We start from the raw sequence: 23,334 nt of genomic DNA, 5'->3' as shown, positions 1-23,334 counted from the left end.
TAAAGAAATTATTTATTAAGATTAAATCTCTTGTTGAATTTATCAACTCTTCCGCCAACATCAACGATTTTTTGTTTTCCTGTGAAGAATGGGTGGCACTTAGAGCATATTTCAACTTTAAGTTCTGGTTTAACTGAACCAGTTGTGAAAGTGTTTCCACATGCACACTTAACCACTGTATCGTGATGGTATTCTGGATGTATGCCTTGTCTCATGTAATTCACCTCTTTCAAAAATAAAAAAATGTTGCTAAACAACTATTAACAAGTATATCATGGGTATATTTAATCGTCAATAGTTTAAAAGCTTTCTTATTTAAGTTATAATCATATTTATAATATTATAAAAGGATAAGGAGTTTAAATTTAAAATGAGCAAATTATATTTTAGATACGGAGCTATGAATTCAGGAAAATCTACACATCTTATGCAAGTAGCTCACAATTATGAAGAAAGAGGCATGGAAGTTATAATAATAAAGCCTTCTACAGATAAAAAGGGTGGAGATAAGGTTGTTTCAAGACTTGGTGTTGAAAGAGTTGTAGATATTTTAATAGAAAATGAAGAAAATATTATAGATATAATTGAAGATAGATTAAATAAGGGTAGAAAAATAGATTGTATAATAGTTGATGAGGTTCAATTTTTAAAAGCTCATCATATAGATGAGCTTTTTGAAATTGCAGTTGGAAAGAATATTCCTGTAATATGTTATGGCTTAAGAACAGATTTTCAAATGAACGGTTTTGAAGGAAGTGAAAGACTTCTACTATTAGCCCATAGCATAGAAGAAATGAAAACTATATGTAAATGCGGTAAAAAGGCTGTTTTAAATGGAAGAATGATAAATGGTAAATTTACCTTTGAAGGAGAACAGGTTGCTATAGATTTAGTTGATAATGTTGAATATCAATCTTTATGTGGGGAATGTTATTTTAAGTATAAGTATGGAGATAATTCTCATAAATAATAAATAGTATATGAAAGGATAGGGTTAAAAAATATGAGAAAATGCCAAGTAGGCGGTCAAGCAGTATTAGAAGGCGTTATGATGAGAGGAGCCAAGGGAACAGCTACAGCTGTTAGAACTCCTAAGGGAAACATAGAGGTTTCTTTTGAAGAAACAATACCATACACAAAGAAAAATAAAATTTTAGGATTACCTTTTATAAGAGGATTTGTAACTCTTGTTGAATCTTTAGTTGTTGGATTAAAATCTTTAAACTATTCAGCAAGTTTTTTTGAGGATGACGAACCTTCTAAATTTGAAAAGTGGTTAAATAGCAAGTTAGGTGAAAAAGCTAACAATGTAATTATTACGCTAACTATGATGTTTTCATTTTTATGTGCAATTATTTTGTTTATAGCTATCCCAACTGGAATTACATTTTTACTTAAAAAGTTTAACCTTCCAGATTGGACTTTAAGTGCTATTGAGGGAGTTATAAGTATAAGCATTCTTCTAGGATATATGTATTTAATGGGAAAAGTTTCAGATATACAAAGGGTTTTTCAATATCATGGAGCTGAGCATAAAACTATATTTTGTTATGAAAATGAAGAAGAACTTACTGTTGAAAATGTTAAAAAGTATCCAAGATTTCATCCAAGATGTGGAACTAACTTTTTATTTTTAGTAGCTATAGTAAGTATATTTATATTTTCCTTTACAAAATGGGATTCTGTATTGCAAAGAACTGTTATAAGGGTTATTATGTTACCAGTTGTAGCTGGAATAACTTATGAATTAATAAAATGGCTTGGCAATTCTCAAGGGAAAATTGCAAGGATAATTGCTTTGCCAGGTTTACAACTTCAAAAGTTAACAACAAGAGAACCAGATGATTCACAAATAGAAGTTGCTATAGCTTCTTTAAGGAGGGCTGAAGGATTGAAAGAACCAAGGAAAAAAGTTTATGAGTTATTAGCTTTAGGAAATGAAACTTTAAAAAATGCTAATATAGACACATATATATTAGATACTCAATTATTATTAGGTGAAGCTTTAAAAAAAGATAAAATTTGGATTATGACTAATAAAAATGAAGAAGTTAAAAAGTCAGAGGAAATACATTTCTTTAATTTATTAGAAAGAAGAAAGGCTAAAATGCCAATACAATATATTTTAGGAACTTGTGAATTTATGGGATTAGATTTTCATGTTGAAAAAGGTGTTTTAATACCAAGAGGAGATACTGAAATAATTGTAGAGGAAGTTTTAAAAAATATAGAAGAAGATTCAGATATTATTCTTTGTGATTTATGCTGTGGAAGTGGAGCAATAGGTTTATCTTTAGCAAGTTATAGAAAAAATATTAAGGTTGATTTAATAGATATTGATGATATTCCACAAAGAGTTACAAGAAAAAATATAATAGAACTAGAATTATCAAAAAGATGTAGTTTTATTAAAAGTGATCTTTTAAGTGAAGCTATAAAAAGAGGAAATAAATATGATGTTCTAGTTTCAAATCCTCCTTATATAAAAAGTAAGGTTATAGGTACTTTAATGGAAGATGTAAAAAACTATGAACCTCATTTAGCTTTAGATGGAGGAGAAGATGGATTAATATTCTATAGAAGAATTATTGATGAATCTTTAGAAGTATTAAATCAAAATGGTATATTAGCCTTTGAAATAGGACATGACCAAGGAGAAGATGTTAAAAATCTTATGATAGAAAAAGGTTACTTAAATGTTAAGGTAATAAAAGATTTAGCAGGTTTAGATAGGTGTGTTATAGGGAGAGTAAACCTTGAATTGTAGTCTAATAGTGTGATATAATTGTAAAATATGAAAATCTGTATACGGAGTGATAATAGATGATACTTGATAGATTAAATTTTATTGAAAATAAATATGATGAACTTTCAGTTAAAATTAGTGACCCTTCAATAATGGCTAACCAAAAAGAGTGGCGAAAGCTTTGTAAGGAACATGCTGATTTAGAAGTTATAGTTAATAAGTACAAAGAGTATAAGGAAGCTACTGAGGAATTAGAAGCTAATAAAGAGATGCTTTCTGAAGAAAGTGATCAAGAGATGAGAGAGATGATAAACTCTGAAATCAAGGACTTAACAGAAAGAAAAAAAGAATTAGAGGACGAAATACAAATTCTTTTATTACCAAAAGATCCTAATGATGATAAAAACGTATTTGTTGAAATTAGAGGTGGTGCTGGTGGAGATGAAGCAGCACTATTTGCAGCTAATCTTTTCAGAATGTACACTAAATATGCTGAAAAGAATAGATGGAAGGTAGAACTTATGAGTGCTAATGAAACTGATATTGGAGGTTTCAAAGAAGTTGTATTTATGATAAAGGGTGCTGGTGCTTACTCAAAGCTTAAATACGAAAGTGGTGCACATAGAGTTCAAAGGGTTCCTGATACAGAAAGTTCAGGTAGAATCCACACATCAACTGCTACAGTAGCTGTTTTACCTGAAGTTGATGATGTAGAAATAGAAATAAATGATAAAGATATTAAAATAGATGTCTTTAGAGCATCAGGTAATGGAGGACAATGTGTTAACACAACTGACTCAGCTGTAAGAATAACTCACTTACCTTCAGGACTTGTTGTTTCATGTCAAGATGAAAAATCACAGCTTAAAAATAAAGAAAAAGCTATGAAAGTGTTAAGAGCTAGATTATTTGAGCAAGCTGAAGCTGAGAGATTAGCAGGAATTGCTGAAGATAGAAAAAGTCAGGTTGGTACTGGGGATAGAAGTGAGAGAATAAGAACTTACAACTATCCACAAGGAAGAGTTACAGACCATAGAATAAATATGACTTTATATAAGCTAGACAGTTTCTTAGAAGGTGATATAGACGAAATAATAAATGCTCTAATTACTGAAGATCAAGCTCAAAAGATGAAAGCTATGGGTAATACTGAATTTTAATAAAAAGCCTTACATTAATAATGTAAGGCTTTAAAAATACATAGTTTTAAAATGGTAATTTAAAGAGGAATATAATTATGGATATAGATAAAGCTATAAAAAAACAAAAAAAATCATATAATAGATTCATGTTTCTTATGGTAGTACTTCTAATATTATTGCCTCTTTTGGTTTGCTTTTTTGAGGTTTATAAGGATTTTCTTATAATATATTTAATTCTTTTAGAAATTTTTATAGTCATAGTTATGATTAAAAATTTTAATAATATTAGATTGGAATATAGTTTAGAGAATGGAATTTTAAAAATAAAACCTAATATACTATCTAAATATAAATATATTTATTGTGATAGGGTAGGGTTAGTCCATACTGAAAATGAACTTGAAGATATGAAAATTATAATTGTTTTTACTAACAAAGGGAGAAAAGGAAAGTTTGGTAAACCAGTTGGAGAATATTTTTGCAAAGTTCATCCTGGGTTAAGTAAGGATTATAACAAAATGGTTAAATTAAATAAAGAAAAACAATGGTATTATATAATTATAAAAAGAGGAGCTTTAAAAAAATTTAAGCTTTTAGATGATATTTATAAAAATTGTGTTACAGCAACTTATACAAATGAGAGTATTGAAAATATAAAAATTGCAAGAGGTCAAAAGAATTTATAAAGATGAAGGTGATACTATTTTATGAATACAAAGGTACATTTCATAAAAGATATAAATAAAGACATAGTATATTTAGAGGAAGCTGCTAAAATTATAAAGGATGGCGGTATTGGAGCTTTTCCAACAGAAACAGTTTATGGATTAGGTGCAAATGCCTTAGATGGAGAGGCGGTTAAAAAGATTTTTATTGCAAAGGGAAGACCACAGGATAATCCCTTAATAATACACATAGCTCATAAAAATGACATAGAAAAATATGTTGCTGAAATACCAAGTTTTGCAAAGGAATTAATGGATAAATTTTGGCCAGGACCTTTGACAATAATTTTAAAAAAGAAAGATATAGTTTCAAATGTTACCTCAGCAGGATTGGATACTGTAGGGGTTAGAATGCCAAAGGATGATATAGCATTAAAATTAATAGAACTTTCAGGTGTTCCAATAGCAGCACCATCAGCAAATATATCAGGTAGACCAAGTCCTACAGATATAGAAAGATGTGAAGAAGATTTAAATGGAAGAGTTGATTTTATAATTGGAAATAAAAAAAGTGAAATAGGTGTGGAATCAACTATAGTAGATGCAACAGGAGAACATCTATGTGTTTTAAGACCTGGAGGAATAACTTTAGAAATGCTAAAGGAAATAGACAAGGGAGCATATATAGATAAGGCTATATTAGGTTCTTTAGATAAGGATTTAAAGCCAAAAGCTCCAGGAATGAAGTATAAACACTATGCTCCTAAGGCAAAAGTTAGAATGGTTCAAGGACCAGTAAATAAAATGGTTGAAAAAATTAAAGAAATAGTGCATAATTACATAGATGAAGATTTAAAAGTTGGAATTATGGCAACAGATGAAACAATTTCTATGTATAGTGAAGGGATTGTAAAGTCCTTAGGCACTAGAAGTGATTTAACTTCTGTAACTAAAAACTTGTTTGAAATGTTAAGAAGTTTTGATGACTTAGGAGTTGATATTATAATAACTGAATCTTTTGAAGAAAAAGATTTAGGGGTAGCCATAATGAATAGATTAAAAAAATCCTGTGGATTTGATATAATAATTGTTTAAGAATATATGTGGAAGGAGCTAGATTAAAATGAAACTTTTTTCAAAAAGGAATTTTTTTGAATTTGATTTTTTACAAAATTCTATATTTGATTTTTTAAAAGTTTTAAATTTTATATCTAGTTTTCTTCTATTTAATAAAAAGAGTGCTTTTTTATTTGGCTTTACTATTTGATTTTTAAAATTAAGTAGTGTTATTAGTCATTGAAAAAGCACTTTTTTTAAAATAATATATTAATTTAAATAGGTATAATGGAGGTTAACGAAATGAAAATAGCAATAGGTTGTGATCATGGTGGATTTAATTTAAAAAACACAGTGATAAAGCATTTACAAGAAAAAGGTATTGAAGTAAAGGATTTTGGTACATACAGCACAGAATCTTGTGATTATCCTGATATATCTATACAGGTTGCAGAAGCTGTAGCTAATAAAGAGTTTGATTTTGGTATATTAATTTGTGGAACTGGTATAGGTATATCTATAGCTGCAAATAAAGTTCCAGGAATAAGAGCTTCTTTATGTTCTGACACATTTAGTGCTCATGCAACAAGACAACATAATAATGCAAATATTTTAGCTATGGGTGAGAGAGTTGTAGGACCAGGATTAGCTTTAGATATAGTTGACACTTTTTTAAATTCAGAATTTGAAGGTGGAAGACATCAAAAAAGAATAGATAAAATAACAGCTATTGAAGAAAAATATTCAAAATAATATAGAGATTTTAGGAGGAAGATAAAATGAGTAATGTAACAGAAATAACACATCCACTTATACTGCATAAGTTAGCTTTTATAAGAGATAAAAATACAGGGTCTAAGGATTTTAGAGAGTTAGTAAGTGAAGTTTCTATGCTTATGGCTTATGAGGTAACAAGAAATCTTCCTATGGAAGAAATTGATATAGAAACTCCAGTTTGTAAAACTAAATGTAAGGTTTTATCAGGAAAAAAAGTTGCTATAGTTCCAATATTAAGAGCAGGTTTAGGTATGGTAGATGGTATGCTACAACTTATACCAGCTGCAAAAGTAGGACATATAGGTTTATATAGAGATGAGGAAACACTTCAACCTGTAGAATACTTCTGTAAGTTACCACAAGATATAGCAGAAAGAGATGTAATAGTTGTAGATCCAATGTTAGCTACAGGAGGTTCAGCAGCAGATGCTATAACTCTTTTAAAGAAAAGAGGGGCTAAGCAAATAAGACTTATGTGCTTAATTTCTTCACCAGAAGGCATAGAATTTGTTAAAAAAGCTCATCCAGATGTAGATATATATGTAGCTTGTATTGATGAGAAATTAAATGATCATGGATATATTGTTCCTGGATTAGGTGATGCAGGAGATAGACTATTTGGAACAAAATAGTTATAATTTAAATAGCTACTTAAATTTTAAGTAGCTATTAATTATTTTTGGAGGTAAATGATTCATGGAAAAGATAAAAGTTTTAACTATCTTTGGAACAAGACCGGAAGCTATAAAAATGGCTCCACTAGTAAAAGAGTTAGAAAAAAGATCAGAAATAGAGTCAAAGGTTTGCGTAACTGCTCAGCATAGACAAATGCTAGATCAAGTTTTAGAGTTATTTGATATAAAACCTGATTTTGACCTAGACATAATGAAAAATCGTCAAACTCTTACAGGAATAACAAACAGAGTTTTAGAAGGATTAGAAAAAGTATTTATAGAAGAAAAGCCAGATATGATACTTGTTCATGGCGATACTACTACTACTTTCGCAGGTGCTTTAGCAGCATTTTATCAACAAATAAGAGTAGGTCATGTTGAAGCAGGACTTAGAACTTTTGATAAGTATTTCCCATTCCCAGAGGAAATGAATAGAAAATTAACAGGAGCTTTAGCAGATTTACATTTTGCTCCAACTAAAGGTTCAAAGGCTAACCTTTTAAGAGAAGGAATAAATGAAAATGACATAAAAATTACAGGTAATACTGTAATAGATGCTATGGAACATACTGTAGAAGATAACTACGTTTTTGAAAATGACGAATTAAACAAAATAGATTTTAAAAATAAAAAGGTTATAATGATAACTGCTCATAGAAGAGAAAACTGGGGAGAAGGTATAGAAAATATCTGTACAGCTTTAAATAAAATAGTTGAAGAGAACAAAGATGTTGAATTAGTTTATCTTGTTCATTTAAATCCAGTTGTAAAAGATGTAGTTTATAAAAATCTTGATGGAAAAGAAAGAGTTCATCTTTTACCGCCACTTGATACAAAAGAAACTCATAACTTAATGAATAAATGCTTTATGGTTATGACTGATTCAGGTGGACTACAAGAAGAAGCACCGCATTTAGGAAAACCAGTATTAGTTTTAAGAGATGTTACAGAAAGACCAGAAGCTGTTCAATCTGGAACTGTTAAATTAGTTGGTACTGATGTAGACAAAATAGTTGAAGAGGCTAATACTCTTATAAATGATAAAGAAGCTTATATAAAAATGAGTAAAGCTATAAATCCATATGGAGATGGTAAAGCTTCTGAAAGAATAGTTAAAGCTATTTTAAATTATTTTGGAAAAAGTGATGAAGTAGTTGAAGAGTTCGTTAGTAAATAAACTTTGTTAAAAAAATAAATAAATATATTTTCAATAAATGTAAAATATAGACAGATAATTAGAATATTATAGAAATTTTAAAGGTATACTTCTATAATAAAGCTTAATTATCTGTCTTTTTTTTCAAAAAGATAAAAAATAGAGAAAAAGATTGTTTAAAATTTAACAAAAAATATTGAAAGGTAATAATTTTAAAGGTATAATTAAATCAGTTAGAAAAAAAATAAAATTTTGATAATTTTTAACTAAAATGGGAGGTATTTGATATGAGAGAGGTAGTTATTGCAAGTGCAGTAAGAACAGCACTAGGTTCTTTTGGTGGTTCATTAAAGGATGTACCTGCTGTAGATTTAGGAGCTTTAGTTATTAAGGAAGCTTTAAATAGAGCAAATATAAAACCAGAATGTGTAGATGAGGTTTTAATGGGAAATGTAATTCAAGCAGGCTTAGGTCAAAATCCAGCAAGACAAGCTGCTGTAAAAGCTGGTTTACCAGTAGATATTCCTTCAATGACAATTAATAAGGTTTGTGGTTCAGGATTAAGATGTGTAGCATTAGCTGCTCAAATGATAAAAGCAGGTGATGCTGATATTATAGTAGCTGGTGGTATGGAAAATATGTCACAAGGACCTTATATCTTAAGAACAGCAAGATTTGGTCAAAGAATGGGCGATGGAAAAATGGTTGATGCTATGGTTAATGATGCTTTAACAGATGCTTTTAATGGATATCATATGGGTATAACAGCTGAAAACATAGCAGAACAATGGGGAATAACTAGAGAAATGCAAGATGAATTTGCTGCAAATTCTCAAAGAAAAGCAGAAGAAGCTATAAAAGCTGGTAAATTTAAAGATGAAATCGTTCCAGTTGTAATTCCACAAAGAAAGGGAGAACCTATAGTATTTGATACAGATGAGTTCCCTAGATTTGGAACAACAGCTGAAAAGTTAGGAAAACTAAGACCAGCATTTAAAAAAGATGGTACAGTTACAGCAGGTAATGCTTCAGGTATAAATGATGGTGCTGCTGCTTTAGTTGTAATGAGTGCTGAAAAAGCAAAAGAATTAGGAATAACACCTATTTGTAAAATAGTTTCTTATGGTTCAAAGGGATTAGAACCTTCAATAATGGGTTATGGTCCATTCCATGCAACTAAAAAAGCTTTAGAAGGAACAGGATTAACAGTTAATGACCTTGATTTAATAGAAGCAAATGAAGCTTTTGCAGCTCAAAGTTTAGCAGTTGCTAAAGACTTAGAATTTGATATGAGTAAGGTAAATGTAAATGGTGGAGCTATAGCTTTAGGACATCCAGTTGGTGCTTCAGGAGCTAGAATTTTAGTTACATTACTTCATGAAATGATAAAGAGAGATGCTAAAAAAGGTTTAGCAACTCTTTGTATAGGTGGAGGAATGGGAACTGCTCTAATTGTAGAAAGATAATAAGTTTACCATTATTATAATATATATTTTAAAGGTATCATTCTATATAGGATGATACCTTTTTAAATTTTTATTGAATATTTTATGATAAAAGTTAAAAATATACTATATAAATTGCACCTTAATAGTAGAAAAATTTCATATTTAAATTTATACAATTTACTTTAGTTTCTATAAAAATCATGAATAATATTAATAGTAATAGAAAAAAATAGGATTAAAGGTGAGAAATTTGTTTAAATTAAAAAAAAAATATAAAAAAATGTGAATAAATATAAAAGAGGTTATTCAAAACCTTTTAAGTTGTATGCTATATTCTTAATAGTGGTTTAAGAGTTTTTTCACAAAATGCACAATAAAATATGGAATTTCACAATAAAAACTTTTAAAAAAGGATTTCAAAATCGAAAATAGTAATCGGATTTTAACTTGGGGTACTTAGTATTAATTTAAAAATTCGGAAAAATGAAAGTATAAATTCAAAAGACTTCATAAATAATTTGTAAAAGAGAAAATGAGAGTTTTTGAGAGTAAAAATGAAGGAAATAGTTAAAAACACTTTAAAATATAGGAATATTAATAAATACAAGCTAAATTTAAATTTTATTAATATTACATTCGGGAATATAATTAGTAAAGTACATTGCAGAATGATGGAGGTTATATGTGAACGCTAAAATTAAAGGTTTAGTTTTATCCATTAATAAAACTAATGTTTTATTGACAATAGTAGCAACCCTGTTAATTAGTTTTTTTAATTTTAGATTTGGGGTGGCTTTTTTAGTTGGAAGTTTAATTGCAACAATTAACTTTACAGTAAATGCAATTGTAATTAATAAAGTCATAAGTGAAAGAAGAGGAGCTTTTAAAATACAAATAAGCTTCATTTTGAGAATGCTTTTGATTCTTTTATTTACATTATTTTTTATGAGAAATGTTAAGGAATTAGCATTTTACTTAGTAGGATTTATTTTACATCAGATATCAATATTTATTTATACTAAAAGAAATAAGGCCTTATGATAAAAGTAAATAAATATTTATATACATATATAAATTAATACTAAGATAGAAAGGGAGTGATTCCGTGGATATCTTTTCACCAATGTTTACAGTTAAGATTGGTAGTATAAGTATAAGTAGTACAATTATTTTTCAATGGGCAGCTATGCTTGTTATTATAATTTTTGCTATCTTATCAACTAGAAATCTTAAAAAGAAACCTGGTAAGTTACAAGTTGTTTTAGAAACAATCTATCAAACAATTTACAACTTAGTAAAAAGCAACATGGGGGAAAGTTATATTGGTTTTGTGCCTTATATAGGAACTTTAGCAATATTCCTACTAATATTAAACTTTTATGGTTTAATAGGGCTTGCACCTCCTACTCAAGATTTAAGTGTTGCAGTGGCATTAGCAATTACTTCCTTTGTTGTTGTTCATGTTAATGCTATACGTAGATGTCATATTGGAGGATATCTAAAAGGATATTTAAAGCCTTATCCACTAATGTTACCTTTAAACCTAATGGAGAGAATTATTTTCCCAGTATCTCTTGCACTACGTTTATTCGGTAATATGCTAGCGGCTACTCTATTAATTGACTTAATGTATTCAGGTTTAGGTCATATAACTTGGTTTGCACAATTAGGGGTACCAATACTAGCACATGGTTTCTTCGATGTTTTTGATGGAACAATACAAATGATAGTATTTACTATGTTAACTATGGTAAATATTAAAATAATAGCAGATCACTAAGAAAAGTTAAGAAGACAAATCAAAAAACCTTATTTGATTTGAAAAAGGAGGAATTTTTAATGGATATGAAGTTATTAGCAGCAGGTATAGCTGTATTAGCAGGTATAGGAGCAGGTATAGGTATAGGTATTGCGACTGCAGGAGCGTTACAAGCAACTGCAAGACAACCAGAAGCATCAGATAAGATTCAAAGTTTATTCATCATGGGAGCTGGTCTTTCAGAAGCAACAGCTATCTATGGATTAGTTGTATCAATAATCTTATTATTCGTTGCTTAATATCAAATTACGTACTTTTTATTAAGAACTTGTAGTAATTAATAAATAAAGATAATAGAGTTAATATAATTGACTCCGAAGGGAGGCTGTGATTGATATATGGAAATAGATTTTATGAGAATATTAGCTACAATCATTAACTTTATAATATTAATTCTTATATTAAAACATTTTTTCTGGAACAAAATCAAAAAAGCCATCGATGAAAGACAAGAGGCTATAGATGAAACTATCTTAAAAGCCGATGAAGATGCAGAAAAAGCAAGAAGATTAAGATTAGACAATGAAAGAATTCTTAAATCTGCAAAAGAAGAGGGCAGAAAGCTTAGAGAAGAACAGAAAAAAGAAGCTGATAGAATTTATAAAGAAATAGTTGATGATGCTCATAGAGAAGCTGAGGCTATAATAAATAGAGCTAATATTGAAATTCAAAGAGAAGAAGAAAAAGCAAAATACGAATTAAAGCAACAAGTAGTTGATATTTCTGTAATGCTTTCTGAGAAAGCACTTGGAGAATCTATTGACGAATCTAAACATAGAGAATTAATAAATGATTTTATTGAAAAGGTAGGTATCTAATTATGTATGAATATTTAGATCGTAGATATGCCTTAGCTCTATATGAAGTTGCCGAAGAAAAAAATAAAGTTGAAGAGTACATGAATGATTTAAGAGAAATCTGTGATATCATTTATGGAAATAAAGAGTTTTATGAAATAATAAAACATCCTCAAATAAGTACTGTAAGAAAGAAAAAGACTTTTAGAAACATATTTGAAGGAAAAATAGATGAGGATTTACTTTCATTCTTAATGGTTCTTATAGAAAAAGATAGAATACTTTATCTAAGAGAAAAATTAAAAGAAATGGAAAAAATCCATTTAGAGAAAAATAACACCTTACTTGCAGAAGTTAAAAGTGTTATTAAGCTAACAGATGATGAAGTTAAAAGACTTGTAGAAAAGTTAGAAAATAAATACTCAAAGAAAATATTATTAAGACAAGAGATAGATAAGAGTATCATTGGAGGACTTTATGTCAGAGTTGGCGATGATGTTATAGATGGTACTGTTAAATCTAGACTTGATGATATGAAACAGATAATGCTTAAGAGAGAATAGAGGTGAGTCTATGCATATTAAACCAGAAGAAATAACTTCTATAATCAAGAATGAAATAAAAAACTATGAAAAAGAGTTAGAAACTGTTGATTCTGGTACTATCATACAGATAGGTGACGGAGTTGCCAGAGTTTACGGATTAGAGGATTGTATGGAAGGTGAGCTTCTTGAATTCCCTAATCAAGTATTCGGTATGGCTCTTAACTTAGAGCAGGATAACGTTGGTTGTGTTCTTTTAGGTTCTGAAGAAGGAATAAAAGAGGGCGACATCGTTAAAAGAACTGGAAAAATAGTTGAAGTACCAGTAGGTGAGGACTTAATAGGTAGAGTTGTAAATTCATTAGGTCAACCTATAGACGGAAAAGGTCCTATAAAAAATAATGGATACAGAGCTATAGAAATACCAGCACCTGGTATTCTAGAAAGAAGTTCTGTTAATGAGCCTTTACAAACAGGTATTAAAGCAATTGACTCAATGATACCAATAGGTAGAGGACAAAGGGAATTAATTATAGGTGATAGACAAACAGGTAAAACTGCTATAGCTATAGATACTATAATTAACCAAAAAGGTAAAGATGTTATATGTATATATGTTGCTATTGGACAAAAACAATCTACAGTAGCTAACATAGTTAACACTTTAACTGAAGAAGGAGCTATGGATTACTCAATAGTTGTAACAGCATCAGCATCAGAGTCAGCTCCATTACAATACATCGCACCATATTCAGGATGCACAATGGGTGAATACTTCATGAATAAGGGTAAAAATGTATTAATCATATATGATGACTTAAGTAAACATGCAGTTGCTTATAGAACAATGTCACTATTAATTAGAAGACCACCAGGAAGAGAAGCTTATCCAGGGGACGTATTCTACATACATTCAAGATTACTTGAAAGAGCTGCTAAGTTATCAAAAGAAAACGGTGGTGGATCATTAACAGCACTTCCAATAATAGAAACATTAGCAGGAGACGTAACAGCATATATTCCAACAAACGTTATATCAATAACAGATGGACAAATATTCTTAGAAACTGAGTTATTCAACGCAGGACAAAGACCAGCTGTTAACCCTGGTATATCAGTTTCAAGGGTTGGAGGAAATGCTCAAATAAAAGCAATGAAACAAGTTTCAGGTACTTTAAGACTAGAACTTGCTCAATATAGAGAATTAGCATCATTTGCTCAATTTGGTTCAGACCTTGATAAAGATACTCAATCAAGACTTGAAAAAGGTAAGAGACTTATAGAAATCTTAAAACAAGATCAATATAAGCCAATGGCAGTTGAAAAGCAAATTATGATAATATATTCTGCTGTTAACAATTTCTTATTAGATATAAAAGTTTCAGATATTAAGAGATTCGAAAAAGAATTCTTAGAATATATGGATACTCATCACAGAGAAATTGGTAAAGCAATATTAGATAAGAAGGTTTTAGATGATGAATTAAAATCTGCTTTAGAAAGTGCTATAGTAGAATTTAAAAAAATATTCTTAATGTAATAAAAGAGCATAGCTTTTTAATTAAAGCTATGCCCACATTTTTAAGAATGGAGGTGGATCTTAAATGGCAGGTGCAGGACTTTTAGAAATTAAAAGAAGAATAAAAAGTATCACAAACACAAGAAAAATAACAAAAGCTATGGGACTTGTTGCCACTTCTAAGTTAACAAAAGCTAGACAAAAGCTAAATGAAAACAATCAATATTTTAGTAGTCTAGATGAAATTGCTAGAGAATTAATCGGATCATTAAATAGCAATGATAATCCTTTACTTAAACCCAATGATAATCCTAAAAAGTTAATAATTTTATTAGCATCAGACTCAGGATTATGTGGTGGATTTAATGGTAATACTGCAGCTTTTGTAAGAGATCATTATGAAAATAATATTCAAAATATAGAAGCTATAGTAGTTGGAAAAAGAGGTATCCATTATGTTAAGAAAAACAAGATTTCTACTTTAGCAGAATATGTTGATTTAGGAGATACACCAAATATTGGTGATGCATCAACTATAGTAAATAGAGCTGTTAAAGAATTTTTAGATGGAAATTTTGGAGAGGTAAATTTAGTTTATACTAAATTCTTCTCACCTGTTAAGCAAGAGGTTGTTGAGGAAAAACTTTTACCTTTAGATTTAGTTGCAGAAAAAGGAAATGTTTCATTCTCAGTTGAACCAGATGAAGATGAATTAATAGATTCATTAGTTTCATCATACTTAAAAGGTAAATTCATGAATGCTATGTTTAATTCAAAAGCTAGTGAACAAAGTGCTAGAATGCAAGCAATGGACGGAGCAAGTAAAAATGCCGATGATTTATTAAACTCATTAGATGCTAAGTATAACAGAATAAGACAAAGCATAATCACTCAAGAGATATCAGAAATCGTTGGTGGAGCAGAAGCACAAAAATAAGGAGGTACTCAAAATGTCTAATAATATAGGTAAAGTAGTTCAAGTTATTGGACCAGTTGTAGATATAAAATTTGCAAATGATGAACTTCCTAATATATTTAATGCAATACACATAAAAATGGATGATGGAAAAATCTTAGTTTGTGAGGTAGAGCAACACGTAGGAGACGATATAGTTAGAACTATAGCTATGGAAGCTACTGAAGGACTAAGAAGAGGTGTTGACGCTGTTGATACAGGGGCACCTATATCAGTACCAGTTGGTGAATGCGTATTAGGAAGAATATTTAACGTATTAGGTAAACCACTAGATAGTGGAGCTGAAGTTAATCATGAAGAAAAATATCCAATTCATAGACCAGCTCCATCATTTGAAGAACAATCAGTTGTTCCTCAAATGTTTGAAACTGGAATAAAGGTAATAGATCTTTTAGCACCTTATCAAAGAGGTGGTAAGATTGGTCTATTTGGAGGTGCCGGTGTTGGTAAAACAGTTCTTATACAAGAGCTTATAAACAACATAGCTAAAGAGCACGGTGGACTTTCTGTATTTACAGGAGTTGGAGAAAGATCAAGAGAAGGTAATGACCTTTATTATGAAATGAAAGATTCAGGAGTTATAAAAAATACAGCATTAGTATTTGGACAAATGAACGAACCACCTGGAGCAAGAATGAGAGTTGCTTTAACAGGACTTACAATGGCGGAGTACTTCAGAGATCAAGGGCAAGACGTGTTATTATTTATAGATAACATATTCAGATTCTCACAAGCAGGATCTGAGGTTTCAGCTTTATTAGGAAGAATACCATCAGCTGTTGGTTACCAACCAACTCTTGCTACAGAGATGGGTGCTCTTCAAGAGAGAATTACATCAACTACTCATGGATCAATTACATCTGTTCAAGCGGTATACGTACCAGCCGACGACTTAACTGACCCAGCTCCAGCTACAACATTCAACCATCTTGATGCAAAAACAGTTTTATCAAGAAGTATAGCTGAAATAGGTATATATCCAGCAGTTGACCCACTAGATTCTTCATCAAGAATATTAGACCCAAGAGTTGTTGGAGAAGAACACTATGAAGTTGCTTCAAAGGTTAAACATATACTTGAAAGATATAAAGAACTTCAAGATATCATAGCTATCCTTGGTGTTGATGAACTTGCAGATGAAGATAAATTAATAGTTGCTAGAGCAAGAAGAATACAAAAATTCTTATCACAACCATTTACAGTAGCAGAACAATTTACTGGAATGCAAGGAAGATATGTTCCAATAAAAGATACTATAAGAGGATTTAAAGAAATATTAGATGGTAGACATGATAATGTTCCTGAATCAGCTTTCTTATTTGCTGGAACAATAGAAGAAGTACTAGAAAAAGCTAGTGCAATGGCCCAATAAAAGGGGTGAATAAAAATGAATAAATTTAAATTAATTGTTACAACACCAGAAAGAGTACTTGTTTCAGGTGAAGTTACAAAGGTCTTATGTAAAAATGCTATTGGTGAATTTGAAATATTAGCAGGGCATCAACCTTATTTAACAGCAACTATTCCTACAATCACTAGAATAGACGATGAAAATGGAGAAAGTAAATATTTATTTACTTCTACAGGATTAATGAAGGTTCAAAATAATGAAGTTACTTTTTGTGTAAATTCAGCAGAATGGCCAGAAGAAATCGACGAAGCTAGAGCTATGAGTGCTAAGGAAAGAGCTGTTGAAAGATTAAAGAATAAGACTGATGACATAGATGAGAAGAGAGCTAAATTAGCTTTAGCAAGAGCTATGTCTAGATTAAAATTAAAAGAAATGTAATTTATATAAAGCATACAGTTTTACTGTATGCTTTTTTTATTTATATATTTTACTTAATTTATAGAACCTTTTAAGATGATTATAATATATTGATAATATAGTAATTAAAATAATGTATAAAAATGATAACTTTGACAATAATTTAGTTGAAGGGGTGATTTTTATGAATAATTTCTTACTATCAGCATTAATTTGTTTTTCAATGATTTTTAGTACAAGCACTTTTAATATAGATAGCATGATTTATTCTAAATTAGAAAGTAAATTTAATATAGAAGAGTATGGAATGAAGATAGAGTATAATATTGAAGAAAATATATATAAAGAAATGAATCATATTTTAGATAAAGTAGATTTTGAAAAATTTCAAATAGAAAAAAATAAAGAAAATGTTTATTTAAAAGGTGTTATGGAAGAAGTTTTAATTGAAATAAACTTAGTATGTGAAAGTGATTATTCAAGAGGAGAAATAATTTTAACTTCTAAAAATAAAATAAACATAAATAGTATAAAGAAAGATTTTCAAGTTTTTCATAATAAAAACATGAAAAATATAAAATATTATACTTATATTAAAGGCGATATTAGAGAAAATAATAGTATAGATAAAATAGAGGAAAGTATTATAGAAACTATAGGAAAAAATATAATTAAGGAAGTAGAAAGCTTTGATTTAAAAAATGGAAGAACAGGAATGATAAATCTTAAGAGTGATTACCAGTTTAATTACTCCATTATGACATATGAGAAAGATAGGAGCATTATTATAGGAACTCCTATTATATTCAAAACATATTAAAATAATTTTAATGGAGGATAATATGGATAAAATAGTAGTAAAAGGTGGAAAAAAATTAAGTGGAGAAGTAAATATAAATACAGCTAAAAACTCAGTCTTACCTATAATAGCAGGAAGCATATTAGCTACTGAAGATGTACTGATAAATGAATTGCCTATGCTTAAGGATGTATATACAATTTGTAACTTAATGGAACAGCTAGGTTATGAGTTAAAAATAGATAAAAAATCAAATAGTTTATTTATACCCCCTTTAAATAGGGAGCCATTAATTCCAAATGAGGACTTGGTAAAAAAAATGAGGGCTTCTTTTTTAATTATGGGTCCTATGATAGCTAAATATGGAGAATTTAAATTATCAAGGCCAGGAGGTTGTAATATAGGTTCAAGGCCTATAGAACTTCATCTAAAGGGATTAAGAGCTTTAGGAGCTGAGGATAGTAACTGTGGAAATGGTTTTGTTTGTATAAAGGCTAAAAGGTTAGTAGGAAACAAAATATATTTAGATTTTCCTTCCGTTGGCGCAACAGAAAATATAATGATGGCAGCTACAATGGCAAAGGGAACTACAGTTATAGAAAATGCAGCTCAAGAGCCTGAAATAAATGATTTAATTAATTTCTTAAATTCTATGGGAGCTAAAATTTATATAGAAAAACCAGGACAAATAATAATAGAAGGAGTAGAGTCTTTAAAATCAACAAAATATACTCCTATATACGATAGAATAGAAGCAGGAACTTTTATGGTTGCAGCAGCCATAACAGGTTCAGAAATAAAAATAAATGGTGTTAATAAAGACCATTGTTCAGGAATAATATCTAAATTAACTGAAGCTGGAGTAGAGTTTTATGATGTTAAAGATGATAAAAACAGTATTATAGTAAAGGGAAATTGTGATATAAAACCTATAAATATAAAAACTCAACCATATCCAGGATACCCTACTGACATGCAATCACAAATGATGAGTTTGTTAAGCTTAGCTAGGGGAAGTAGCATTATTACTGAAAATGTTTTTGAAAACAGATTTATGAATGTAGATGAATTAAGACGTATGGGAGCTAATATACAAGTAGAAGGAAAATCTGCTTTAATTGAAGGTGTTACAAATCTTACTGGTTGTGAAGTTAAAGCAACTGATTTAAGAGCAGGTGCTGCACTTATTTTAGCAGGACTTGTAGCTTCAGGAGAAACAATAGTTACAGATATACATCATATAGATAGAGGATATGTTGAAATAGAAAGCAAATTTAAAGCTTTAGGAGCTGATATAAATAGAATATAAGTCAACAGCATTTTGCTGTTGACTTTTTTTATTGTAAATAAATTATTTTATAAGTTCGACTTTTATAAAGCTTAGCATATACATAGACTGTATTAATAAGTCTTAGGAGGAATTATGTTAAGAAAAAGAGATTTAGAGCCGTTAATTTTTATTGTAATAATATTAATAATTGTATTTTTAATACCTATTTTCTTTGGAATATTTTCAACCTCAAAAACTATTGAAAAAAGAGATAATATAGAGGAAGTAAAGGGAGAAAAACTAATAGATAAGGTTAACTTAGAAGAAGTTGAAGTCTACATATCTAAAGAAAAGAAAGTTAAAAAAGTTAATTTAGAAGAGTATGTTTTATCTGTAGTATCTAGTGAAATGCCTGCATCTTTTAATGAAGAAGCGATAAAAGCACAAGCTATTTTAGCAAGAACTTTTGTGATAAATAAATTAGTTTCTAAATGTTCAAATATAAAAGAGGGCGATATTTGTGATACAACTCATTGTCAAGTTTATACTAATATAGAGGAAAAGAAGAAGCTTTGGGGAAAGAAGGGAGAAGAATATTTAAATAAAATAAAAAGTGCAGTATCTAGTACAGAGGGAGAGGTTTTATCTTATGAGGGTAAAATTGCTAAATATCCTCAATATTTTTCAACAAGTTCAGGAAATACAGAAGATTCTATAGCTGTTTTTTCTGAAGATATACCTTATTTAAAGTCTGTTAAAAGTCCAGGTGAGGAAGTATCTCCAAAATATAAAAGCGAAGTTTTAGTATCTTTTAAGGAGTTTAAAGATACAGTAAAGAAATATATTAAGAGTGTAAAAATAAATAATATCAATAATGAAGAAATAAAAATAATAAGCAGAAATACTGGTGGAACAGTAAATGAAATAAAAATAGGTAATAAAACAATTAAAGGTAAAGAATTTAGAAAAATATTTAATTTGAATTCGGCTAATTTTACTTTAGAGTTTTTAGAAGGAAAAATAAAGATAAATGTTTTAGGATATGGACATGGTGTAGGAATGAGTCAATGGGGTGCAAATATTATGGGGAAAGAAGGAAAAAGTTATAAGGAAATATTAAATCATTATTTTACAAATAGTAAAGTACAATCTTCTAAGGAGGTGTTTATTTAATTTTAGAGTAGACAATTTGTCTACTCTTTTTTTATTAAAAAGATTTTTTAATTTATGTATTAATTTAGGATATATGGACAGAATTAGAAACGGAGGTGTTGAAAATGAATAAAAAAGACAAATTAAAGAGATTTATCAAAAAGGATGGATTTTATGTAGTTTTATTTGCCTGTCTATGTTTAATAGCAACTGTAGGCGTAGTTGTTGCAAATAAAAGTGCAAATGATACTTTAGAAGAAAATATAGCAGAGAATACTATAGAAAATACAGAGGATAGTGCTACAACAGGAAACAATTTTGAAGATGCTGAGTTAGTTGAAGAAAATAAAGAAGTTGCAAAGGAAGAGGTAGCTACTAATGAAAACAAAGTTCAAGAAAATGTAGAAGAAGAAGCAAAAAAACAAGAGGAAGTTGTAGAAACATCAAATCAAAATAAAAATTTTATATCACCTATTAATAATGGGATAATTACAAGGCTTTATAATTTAGAACCAAGATTAAATGAATCAGGACAAAGTGCTTCTGTTTACAAAGGTATTGATATAGAAGGTAAAGAAGGAGCAGAGGTTTTATCAATTGGTGATGGAAAAGTTTTAGAAGCTGGAAAAGGTAATTCAAAAGAAGGTTGTTTTGTAAAGATTGAACATCAAAATGGCATAGTTGGTTTCTATGGAAACTTAGACCCTGAAATAAAAGTTAAAGAAGGGGATGTGGTTAAAAAAGGTGATGTTATAGGTAAGATTGGAAAAACAATTCAAAATAATCCAAGTGATAGAGTTTCAGAAAATTACTTAATGTTCCATATGGAAAATTCTAAAGAACCAGTAGACCCTCAAAAATATTTAAAAGATGTTCCTGTAAAGGAATAAAAAATACATAATCAGCTGCTTTAATTTTAGCAGCTGATTTAATAAAAAAGATTAAGGAGGAATGGTTCTTGAAAGATTATATTGAGGAAAGAGTGTTAGAGGTAGCTCAATACATTATTTATTCAAGAGCTACAATAAGAAAAACAGCTAAGGTTTTTGGAGTTAGTAAAAGTACTATACATAAAGATATGACTGAAAGATTACCAAAGATAAATCCAGATATAGCAGAGGAAGCTAAAAGTATATTAGATTTAAATAAGGCAGAAAGACATATAAGAGGTGGAAAAGCAACTAAATTAAAATATAAAGTTGTTGAATGATGAAAATATTCCTTATATAATAAAAGTTAGTATTTATGTATAATGTTATAGAAAATAATAATTATTATTATATATTAGGGAGTTGTAAATATGTGGTTTTGGAAAAACAGTACAGACATGGGTATAGACCTTGGAACAGCAACTGTTCTTGTCTATATGAAGGATAAAGGTATAGTCTTAAAAGAGCCCTCAGTAGTTGCTATAGATAAAAACAAAAATAAGGTTTTAGCTGTTGGAGAAGCTGCAAGACAAATGATTGGAAGAACACCTGGAAATATAGTTGCACTTAGACCTATGAGGAATGGGGTTATATCAGATTATGAAATGACTGAAGCTATGCTTAAATATTTCATAAAAAAAGGTGTTGGAAATAGAAGAATATCAGCACCTAAAGTTATGATTTGTATTCCTTGTCAAGCAACAGAAATAGAGAAGAGAGCTGTTATAGATGCAGCAAAAAATTCAGGAGCTAAAGATGTTTACCTTATAGAAGAACCATTAGCAGCTGCTATAGGAGCAGGTTTAGATATATCTAAAGCAAGTGGACATATGGTTGTTGATATAGGTGGAGGTACAGCAGATATAGCAATAATTTCTCTTGGAGGAATTGTTATAAGAGAGTCTGTAAAAGTAGCTGGTGATAAATTTGATGAAGCTATAATAAAGTTTGTAAGAAATAAATATAAGCTTATGATTGGTGAAAGAACAGCAGAAGAATTAAAAATAAACGTTGCTACAGCAGTAGAAGGAAATAGAAAAGAAACTATGGAAGTTAAAGGAAGAAACCTTATTACAGGACTACCAGGAACTATAAATGTTGATAGTGATGAGCTTAGAATGGCTTTAAAAGATGAAGTTAGCACAATTGGAGAGGCAGTTCATTCTGTTCTTGAAAAAACACCACCAGAATTAGCAGCAGACATAATAGAAGAAGGAATTCTTATGACTGGTGGAGGAGCTTTATTAAATGGACTTGATAGATTTATTGAGGAAAGGACAGGCATTAAGGTTAAAGTAGCAGATGATGCTATAAAATGCGTTGCAGAGGGTACTGGTAAGGTATTAAAGACATTTGAAAAATTAAATATAAGTATGGATAATTTAGAAGTTAAATTGATAGACGAATAAAATTAACTACATATCTCTTAGATTAAGAGATATGTAGTTAATTTTTTTTATTTAAGTTATAGGCTGTAACTAAAGAATCTGCTATAACTTTAGACATATCTAATATAAAATTTAATCTAATAGGTCTAGAAGTAAATGATTCTATATTCTCAGAAGAATCTACTATAGCTATTATAGAAATATTTCCAACACTTCTTAAAGTTTTTCCAACACCTTTTCCAGGATATATTGGCTTAGTTCTAACATGAATTTCTCCAATAGAATTTGCATCACCTAAGCAAGCATCAATTGCTAGTATTTTATGATTAGGATATGCTTTTGAAATTTTATCTATTTCAGTATCTAAATTTAAGGCGTGAATTGGAGATTTTAAAGTTCCAAAAACCTTTAAAGGAAAAGATTTTTCTTTTAATAATGTACCAACCATAGGGCCAAGACAATCACCAATACATTTATCTGTTCCTATACATACTATAATTGTTTTTTCATCTATATGATTTTTAAGGAAATTAGAAATTTTATAATATGATAAGTTATTTTTATAGTAAATTTTCACTTTTTCCAAGGTATCACTATGTCAAAGGCTTAAAACTAGTTTGACATACTCCTTTCTTAATATTTTAAGTTTCTATCAGTTAATTATATGAAGGAAAAAATAGAAATATTAAATCAAGTATAAAAATATTTTAT

At 29.3% G+C, this 23,334-nt stretch carries 26 protein-coding genes; 24 read left to right on the top strand and 2 right to left on the bottom strand.

All coding sequences use genetic code 11. The features are described from left to right. Positions 1-8 precede the first annotated feature (8 nt). On the bottom strand, positions 9-215 hold the full coding sequence (gene rpmE, locus AC4FRL_RS06970) for a 50S ribosomal protein L31 (RefSeq protein ID WP_003452406.1): 207 nt from the start codon (positions 213-215) through the stop codon (positions 9-11). 155 nt (positions 216-370) lie between these two features. Between rpmE and AC4FRL_RS06965 the strand changes: the two genes are divergently transcribed. The 24 genes from AC4FRL_RS06965 to mreB all read left to right on the top strand — a co-directional run bounded on the left by AC4FRL_RS06965 (position 371) and on the right by mreB (position 22,644). Beyond that, on the top strand, positions 371-970 hold the full coding sequence (locus AC4FRL_RS06965; RefSeq protein ID WP_491139473.1) for a thymidine kinase: 600 nt from the start codon (positions 371-373) through the stop codon (positions 968-970). A 33-nt stretch (positions 971-1,003) separates the two neighbouring features. Continuing rightward, positions 1,004-2,767, top strand: a complete 1,764-nt coding sequence (gene prmC, locus AC4FRL_RS06960) for a peptide chain release factor N(5)-glutamine methyltransferase (RefSeq protein WP_491139472.1) — start codon at positions 1,004-1,006, stop codon at positions 2,765-2,767. A 56-nt stretch (positions 2,768-2,823) separates the two neighbouring features. Beyond that, a complete protein-coding gene (prfA, locus tag AC4FRL_RS06955) occupies positions 2,824-3,906 on the top strand; it encodes a peptide chain release factor 1 (RefSeq protein ID WP_491139471.1) in 1,083 nt (360 codons plus the stop codon). Positions 3,907-3,983: 77 nt separating this feature from the next. After that, entirely contained in the window at positions 3,984-4,574 is a 591-nt protein-coding gene (locus AC4FRL_RS06950; protein ID WP_491139470.1) for a hypothetical protein, read from the top strand. Positions 4,575-4,595: 21 nt separating this feature from the next. Next, entirely contained in the window at positions 4,596-5,648 is a 1,053-nt protein-coding gene (locus AC4FRL_RS06945) for an L-threonylcarbamoyladenylate synthase (protein ID WP_491139469.1), read from the top strand. 264 nt (positions 5,649-5,912) lie between these two features. Then, the gene (rpiB, locus tag AC4FRL_RS06940) at positions 5,913-6,362 is read left to right on the top strand and encodes a ribose 5-phosphate isomerase B (RefSeq protein WP_491139468.1); all 450 of its coding nucleotides are present in this window, start codon (positions 5,913-5,915) and stop codon (positions 6,360-6,362) included. A 26-nt stretch (positions 6,363-6,388) separates the two neighbouring features. After that, the gene (upp, locus tag AC4FRL_RS06935; protein ID WP_491139467.1) at positions 6,389-7,018 is read left to right on the top strand and encodes a uracil phosphoribosyltransferase; all 630 of its coding nucleotides are present in this window, start codon (positions 6,389-6,391) and stop codon (positions 7,016-7,018) included. 64 nt (positions 7,019-7,082) lie between these two features. Then, positions 7,083-8,237 carry a non-hydrolyzing UDP-N-acetylglucosamine 2-epimerase gene (gene wecB / locus AC4FRL_RS06930; RefSeq protein WP_491139466.1) on the top strand — a complete coding sequence of 385 codons (1,155 nt, stop codon included), beginning with the start codon at positions 7,083-7,085 and terminating at the stop codon, positions 8,235-8,237. Between the two features lie 266 nt (positions 8,238-8,503). After that, positions 8,504-9,682 carry an acetyl-CoA C-acetyltransferase gene (locus tag AC4FRL_RS06925; protein WP_491139465.1) on the top strand — a complete coding sequence of 393 codons (1,179 nt, stop codon included), beginning with the start codon at positions 8,504-8,506 and terminating at the stop codon, positions 9,680-9,682. Between the two features lie 666 nt (positions 9,683-10,348). Next, complete coding sequence (locus AC4FRL_RS06920) at positions 10,349-10,705, top strand: ATP synthase subunit I (RefSeq protein ID WP_491139464.1); 357 nt, start codon at positions 10,349-10,351, stop codon at positions 10,703-10,705. Between the two features lie 64 nt (positions 10,706-10,769). Further along, the gene (locus AC4FRL_RS06915) at positions 10,770-11,444 is read left to right on the top strand and encodes a F0F1 ATP synthase subunit A (protein ID WP_491139463.1); all 675 of its coding nucleotides are present in this window, start codon (positions 10,770-10,772) and stop codon (positions 11,442-11,444) included. A gap of 59 nt (positions 11,445-11,503) precedes the next feature. Further along, positions 11,504-11,722: an ATP synthase F0 subunit C gene (gene atpE, locus AC4FRL_RS06910; protein ID WP_491139462.1), complete on the top strand. Its 219-nt coding sequence runs from the start codon at positions 11,504-11,506 to the stop codon at positions 11,720-11,722. A gap of 99 nt (positions 11,723-11,821) precedes the next feature. Then, positions 11,822-12,301: a F0F1 ATP synthase subunit B gene (locus AC4FRL_RS06905; RefSeq protein ID WP_491139461.1), complete on the top strand. Its 480-nt coding sequence runs from the start codon at positions 11,822-11,824 to the stop codon at positions 12,299-12,301. Between the two features lie 2 nt (positions 12,302-12,303). Then, positions 12,304-12,843 carry a F0F1 ATP synthase subunit delta gene (locus tag AC4FRL_RS06900; protein WP_491139460.1) on the top strand — a complete coding sequence of 180 codons (540 nt, stop codon included), beginning with the start codon at positions 12,304-12,306 and terminating at the stop codon, positions 12,841-12,843. 10 nt (positions 12,844-12,853) lie between these two features. After that, positions 12,854-14,362 carry a F0F1 ATP synthase subunit alpha gene (gene atpA / locus AC4FRL_RS06895; RefSeq protein ID WP_491139459.1) on the top strand — a complete coding sequence of 503 codons (1,509 nt, stop codon included), beginning with the start codon at positions 12,854-12,856 and terminating at the stop codon, positions 14,360-14,362. Positions 14,363-14,426: 64 nt separating this feature from the next. After that, positions 14,427-15,278 carry an ATP synthase F1 subunit gamma gene (atpG, locus tag AC4FRL_RS06890; RefSeq protein WP_491139458.1) on the top strand — a complete coding sequence of 284 codons (852 nt, stop codon included), beginning with the start codon at positions 14,427-14,429 and terminating at the stop codon, positions 15,276-15,278. Between the two features lie 13 nt (positions 15,279-15,291). After that, entirely contained in the window at positions 15,292-16,689 is a 1,398-nt protein-coding gene (gene atpD / locus AC4FRL_RS06885; protein WP_491139457.1) for a F0F1 ATP synthase subunit beta, read from the top strand. Between the two features lie 15 nt (positions 16,690-16,704). Beyond that, the gene (locus AC4FRL_RS06880; protein ID WP_491139456.1) at positions 16,705-17,106 is read left to right on the top strand and encodes a F0F1 ATP synthase subunit epsilon; all 402 of its coding nucleotides are present in this window, start codon (positions 16,705-16,707) and stop codon (positions 17,104-17,106) included. Between the two features lie 163 nt (positions 17,107-17,269). Further along, complete coding sequence (locus tag AC4FRL_RS06875) at positions 17,270-17,905, top strand: hypothetical protein (protein ID WP_491139455.1); 636 nt, start codon at positions 17,270-17,272, stop codon at positions 17,903-17,905. Positions 17,906-17,927: 22 nt separating this feature from the next. Beyond that, entirely contained in the window at positions 17,928-19,193 is a 1,266-nt protein-coding gene (murA, locus tag AC4FRL_RS06870; RefSeq protein WP_491139454.1) for a UDP-N-acetylglucosamine 1-carboxyvinyltransferase, read from the top strand. Between the two features lie 114 nt (positions 19,194-19,307). Then, positions 19,308-20,327 carry a stage II sporulation protein D gene (gene spoIID, locus AC4FRL_RS06865; protein WP_491139453.1) on the top strand — a complete coding sequence of 340 codons (1,020 nt, stop codon included), beginning with the start codon at positions 19,308-19,310 and terminating at the stop codon, positions 20,325-20,327. Between the two features lie 104 nt (positions 20,328-20,431). Further along, on the top strand, positions 20,432-21,196 hold the full coding sequence (locus tag AC4FRL_RS06860; protein WP_491139452.1) for a peptidoglycan DD-metalloendopeptidase family protein: 765 nt from the start codon (positions 20,432-20,434) through the stop codon (positions 21,194-21,196). Between the two features lie 68 nt (positions 21,197-21,264). Continuing rightward, positions 21,265-21,516 (top strand): sporulation transcriptional regulator SpoIIID, encoded by a 252-nt coding sequence (spoIIID, locus tag AC4FRL_RS06855; protein ID WP_003452341.1) that lies wholly within the window; start codon positions 21,265-21,267, stop codon positions 21,514-21,516. Between the two features lie 90 nt (positions 21,517-21,606). Next, on the top strand, positions 21,607-22,644 hold the full coding sequence (gene mreB, locus AC4FRL_RS06850) for a rod shape-determining protein MreB (RefSeq protein WP_491139451.1): 1,038 nt from the start codon (positions 21,607-21,609) through the stop codon (positions 22,642-22,644). A 37-nt stretch (positions 22,645-22,681) separates the two neighbouring features. Here mreB and yyaC read toward each other — a convergent pair whose 3' ends face one another. Beyond that, complete coding sequence (yyaC, locus tag AC4FRL_RS06845) at positions 22,682-23,209, bottom strand: spore protease YyaC (RefSeq protein ID WP_491139449.1); 528 nt, start codon at positions 23,207-23,209, stop codon at positions 22,682-22,684. Positions 23,210-23,334: the final 125 nt, after the last annotated feature.

The organism is Clostridium sp. TJA032 (assembly GCF_058310275.1).
Note: the sequence above shows the minus strand (reverse complement) of the source record. Positions and strands in the feature narration are given on the sequence as shown.

What these genes read in the sequence shown, in the direction of transcription:
- rpmE (WP_003452406.1), bottom strand. Translation starts at nt 215, where the DNA reads ATGAGACAAGGCATACATCCAGAATACCATCACGATACAGTGGTTAAG.
- AC4FRL_RS06905 (WP_491139461.1), top strand. Translation starts at nt 11,822, where the DNA reads ATGGAAATAGATTTTATGAGAATATTAGCTACAATCATTAACTTTATA.
- AC4FRL_RS06950 (WP_491139470.1), top strand. Translation starts at nt 3,984, where the DNA reads ATGGATATAGATAAAGCTATAAAAAAACAAAAAAAATCATATAATAGA.
- AC4FRL_RS06945 (WP_491139469.1), top strand. Translation starts at nt 4,596, where the DNA reads ATGAATACAAAGGTACATTTCATAAAAGATATAAATAAAGACATAGTA.
- upp (WP_491139467.1), top strand. Translation starts at nt 6,389, where the DNA reads ATGAGTAATGTAACAGAAATAACACATCCACTTATACTGCATAAGTTA.
- atpA (WP_491139459.1), top strand. Translation starts at nt 12,854, where the DNA reads ATGCATATTAAACCAGAAGAAATAACTTCTATAATCAAGAATGAAATA.
- prfA (WP_491139471.1), top strand. Translation starts at nt 2,824, where the DNA reads ATGATACTTGATAGATTAAATTTTATTGAAAATAAATATGATGAACTT.
- AC4FRL_RS06880 (WP_491139456.1), top strand. Translation starts at nt 16,705, where the DNA reads ATGAATAAATTTAAATTAATTGTTACAACACCAGAAAGAGTACTTGTT.
- AC4FRL_RS06900 (WP_491139460.1), top strand. Translation starts at nt 12,304, where the DNA reads ATGTATGAATATTTAGATCGTAGATATGCCTTAGCTCTATATGAAGTT.
- atpE (WP_491139462.1), top strand. Translation starts at nt 11,504, where the DNA reads ATGGATATGAAGTTATTAGCAGCAGGTATAGCTGTATTAGCAGGTATA.
- AC4FRL_RS06875 (WP_491139455.1), top strand. Translation starts at nt 17,270, where the DNA reads ATGAATAATTTCTTACTATCAGCATTAATTTGTTTTTCAATGATTTTT.
- murA (WP_491139454.1), top strand. Translation starts at nt 17,928, where the DNA reads ATGGATAAAATAGTAGTAAAAGGTGGAAAAAAATTAAGTGGAGAAGTA.
- AC4FRL_RS06925 (WP_491139465.1), top strand. Translation starts at nt 8,504, where the DNA reads ATGAGAGAGGTAGTTATTGCAAGTGCAGTAAGAACAGCACTAGGTTCT.
- atpD (WP_491139457.1), top strand. Translation starts at nt 15,292, where the DNA reads ATGTCTAATAATATAGGTAAAGTAGTTCAAGTTATTGGACCAGTTGTA.
- atpG (WP_491139458.1), top strand. Translation starts at nt 14,427, where the DNA reads ATGGCAGGTGCAGGACTTTTAGAAATTAAAAGAAGAATAAAAAGTATC.
- AC4FRL_RS06965 (WP_491139473.1), top strand. Translation starts at nt 371, where the DNA reads ATGAGCAAATTATATTTTAGATACGGAGCTATGAATTCAGGAAAATCT.
- prmC (WP_491139472.1), top strand. Translation starts at nt 1,004, where the DNA reads ATGAGAAAATGCCAAGTAGGCGGTCAAGCAGTATTAGAAGGCGTTATG.
- rpiB (WP_491139468.1), top strand. Translation starts at nt 5,913, where the DNA reads ATGAAAATAGCAATAGGTTGTGATCATGGTGGATTTAATTTAAAAAAC.
- AC4FRL_RS06860 (WP_491139452.1), top strand. Translation starts at nt 20,432, where the DNA reads ATGAATAAAAAAGACAAATTAAAGAGATTTATCAAAAAGGATGGATTT.
- wecB (WP_491139466.1), top strand. Translation starts at nt 7,083, where the DNA reads ATGGAAAAGATAAAAGTTTTAACTATCTTTGGAACAAGACCGGAAGCT.
- mreB (WP_491139451.1), top strand. Translation starts at nt 21,607, where the DNA reads ATGTGGTTTTGGAAAAACAGTACAGACATGGGTATAGACCTTGGAACA.
- spoIID (WP_491139453.1), top strand. Translation starts at nt 19,308, where the DNA reads ATGTTAAGAAAAAGAGATTTAGAGCCGTTAATTTTTATTGTAATAATA.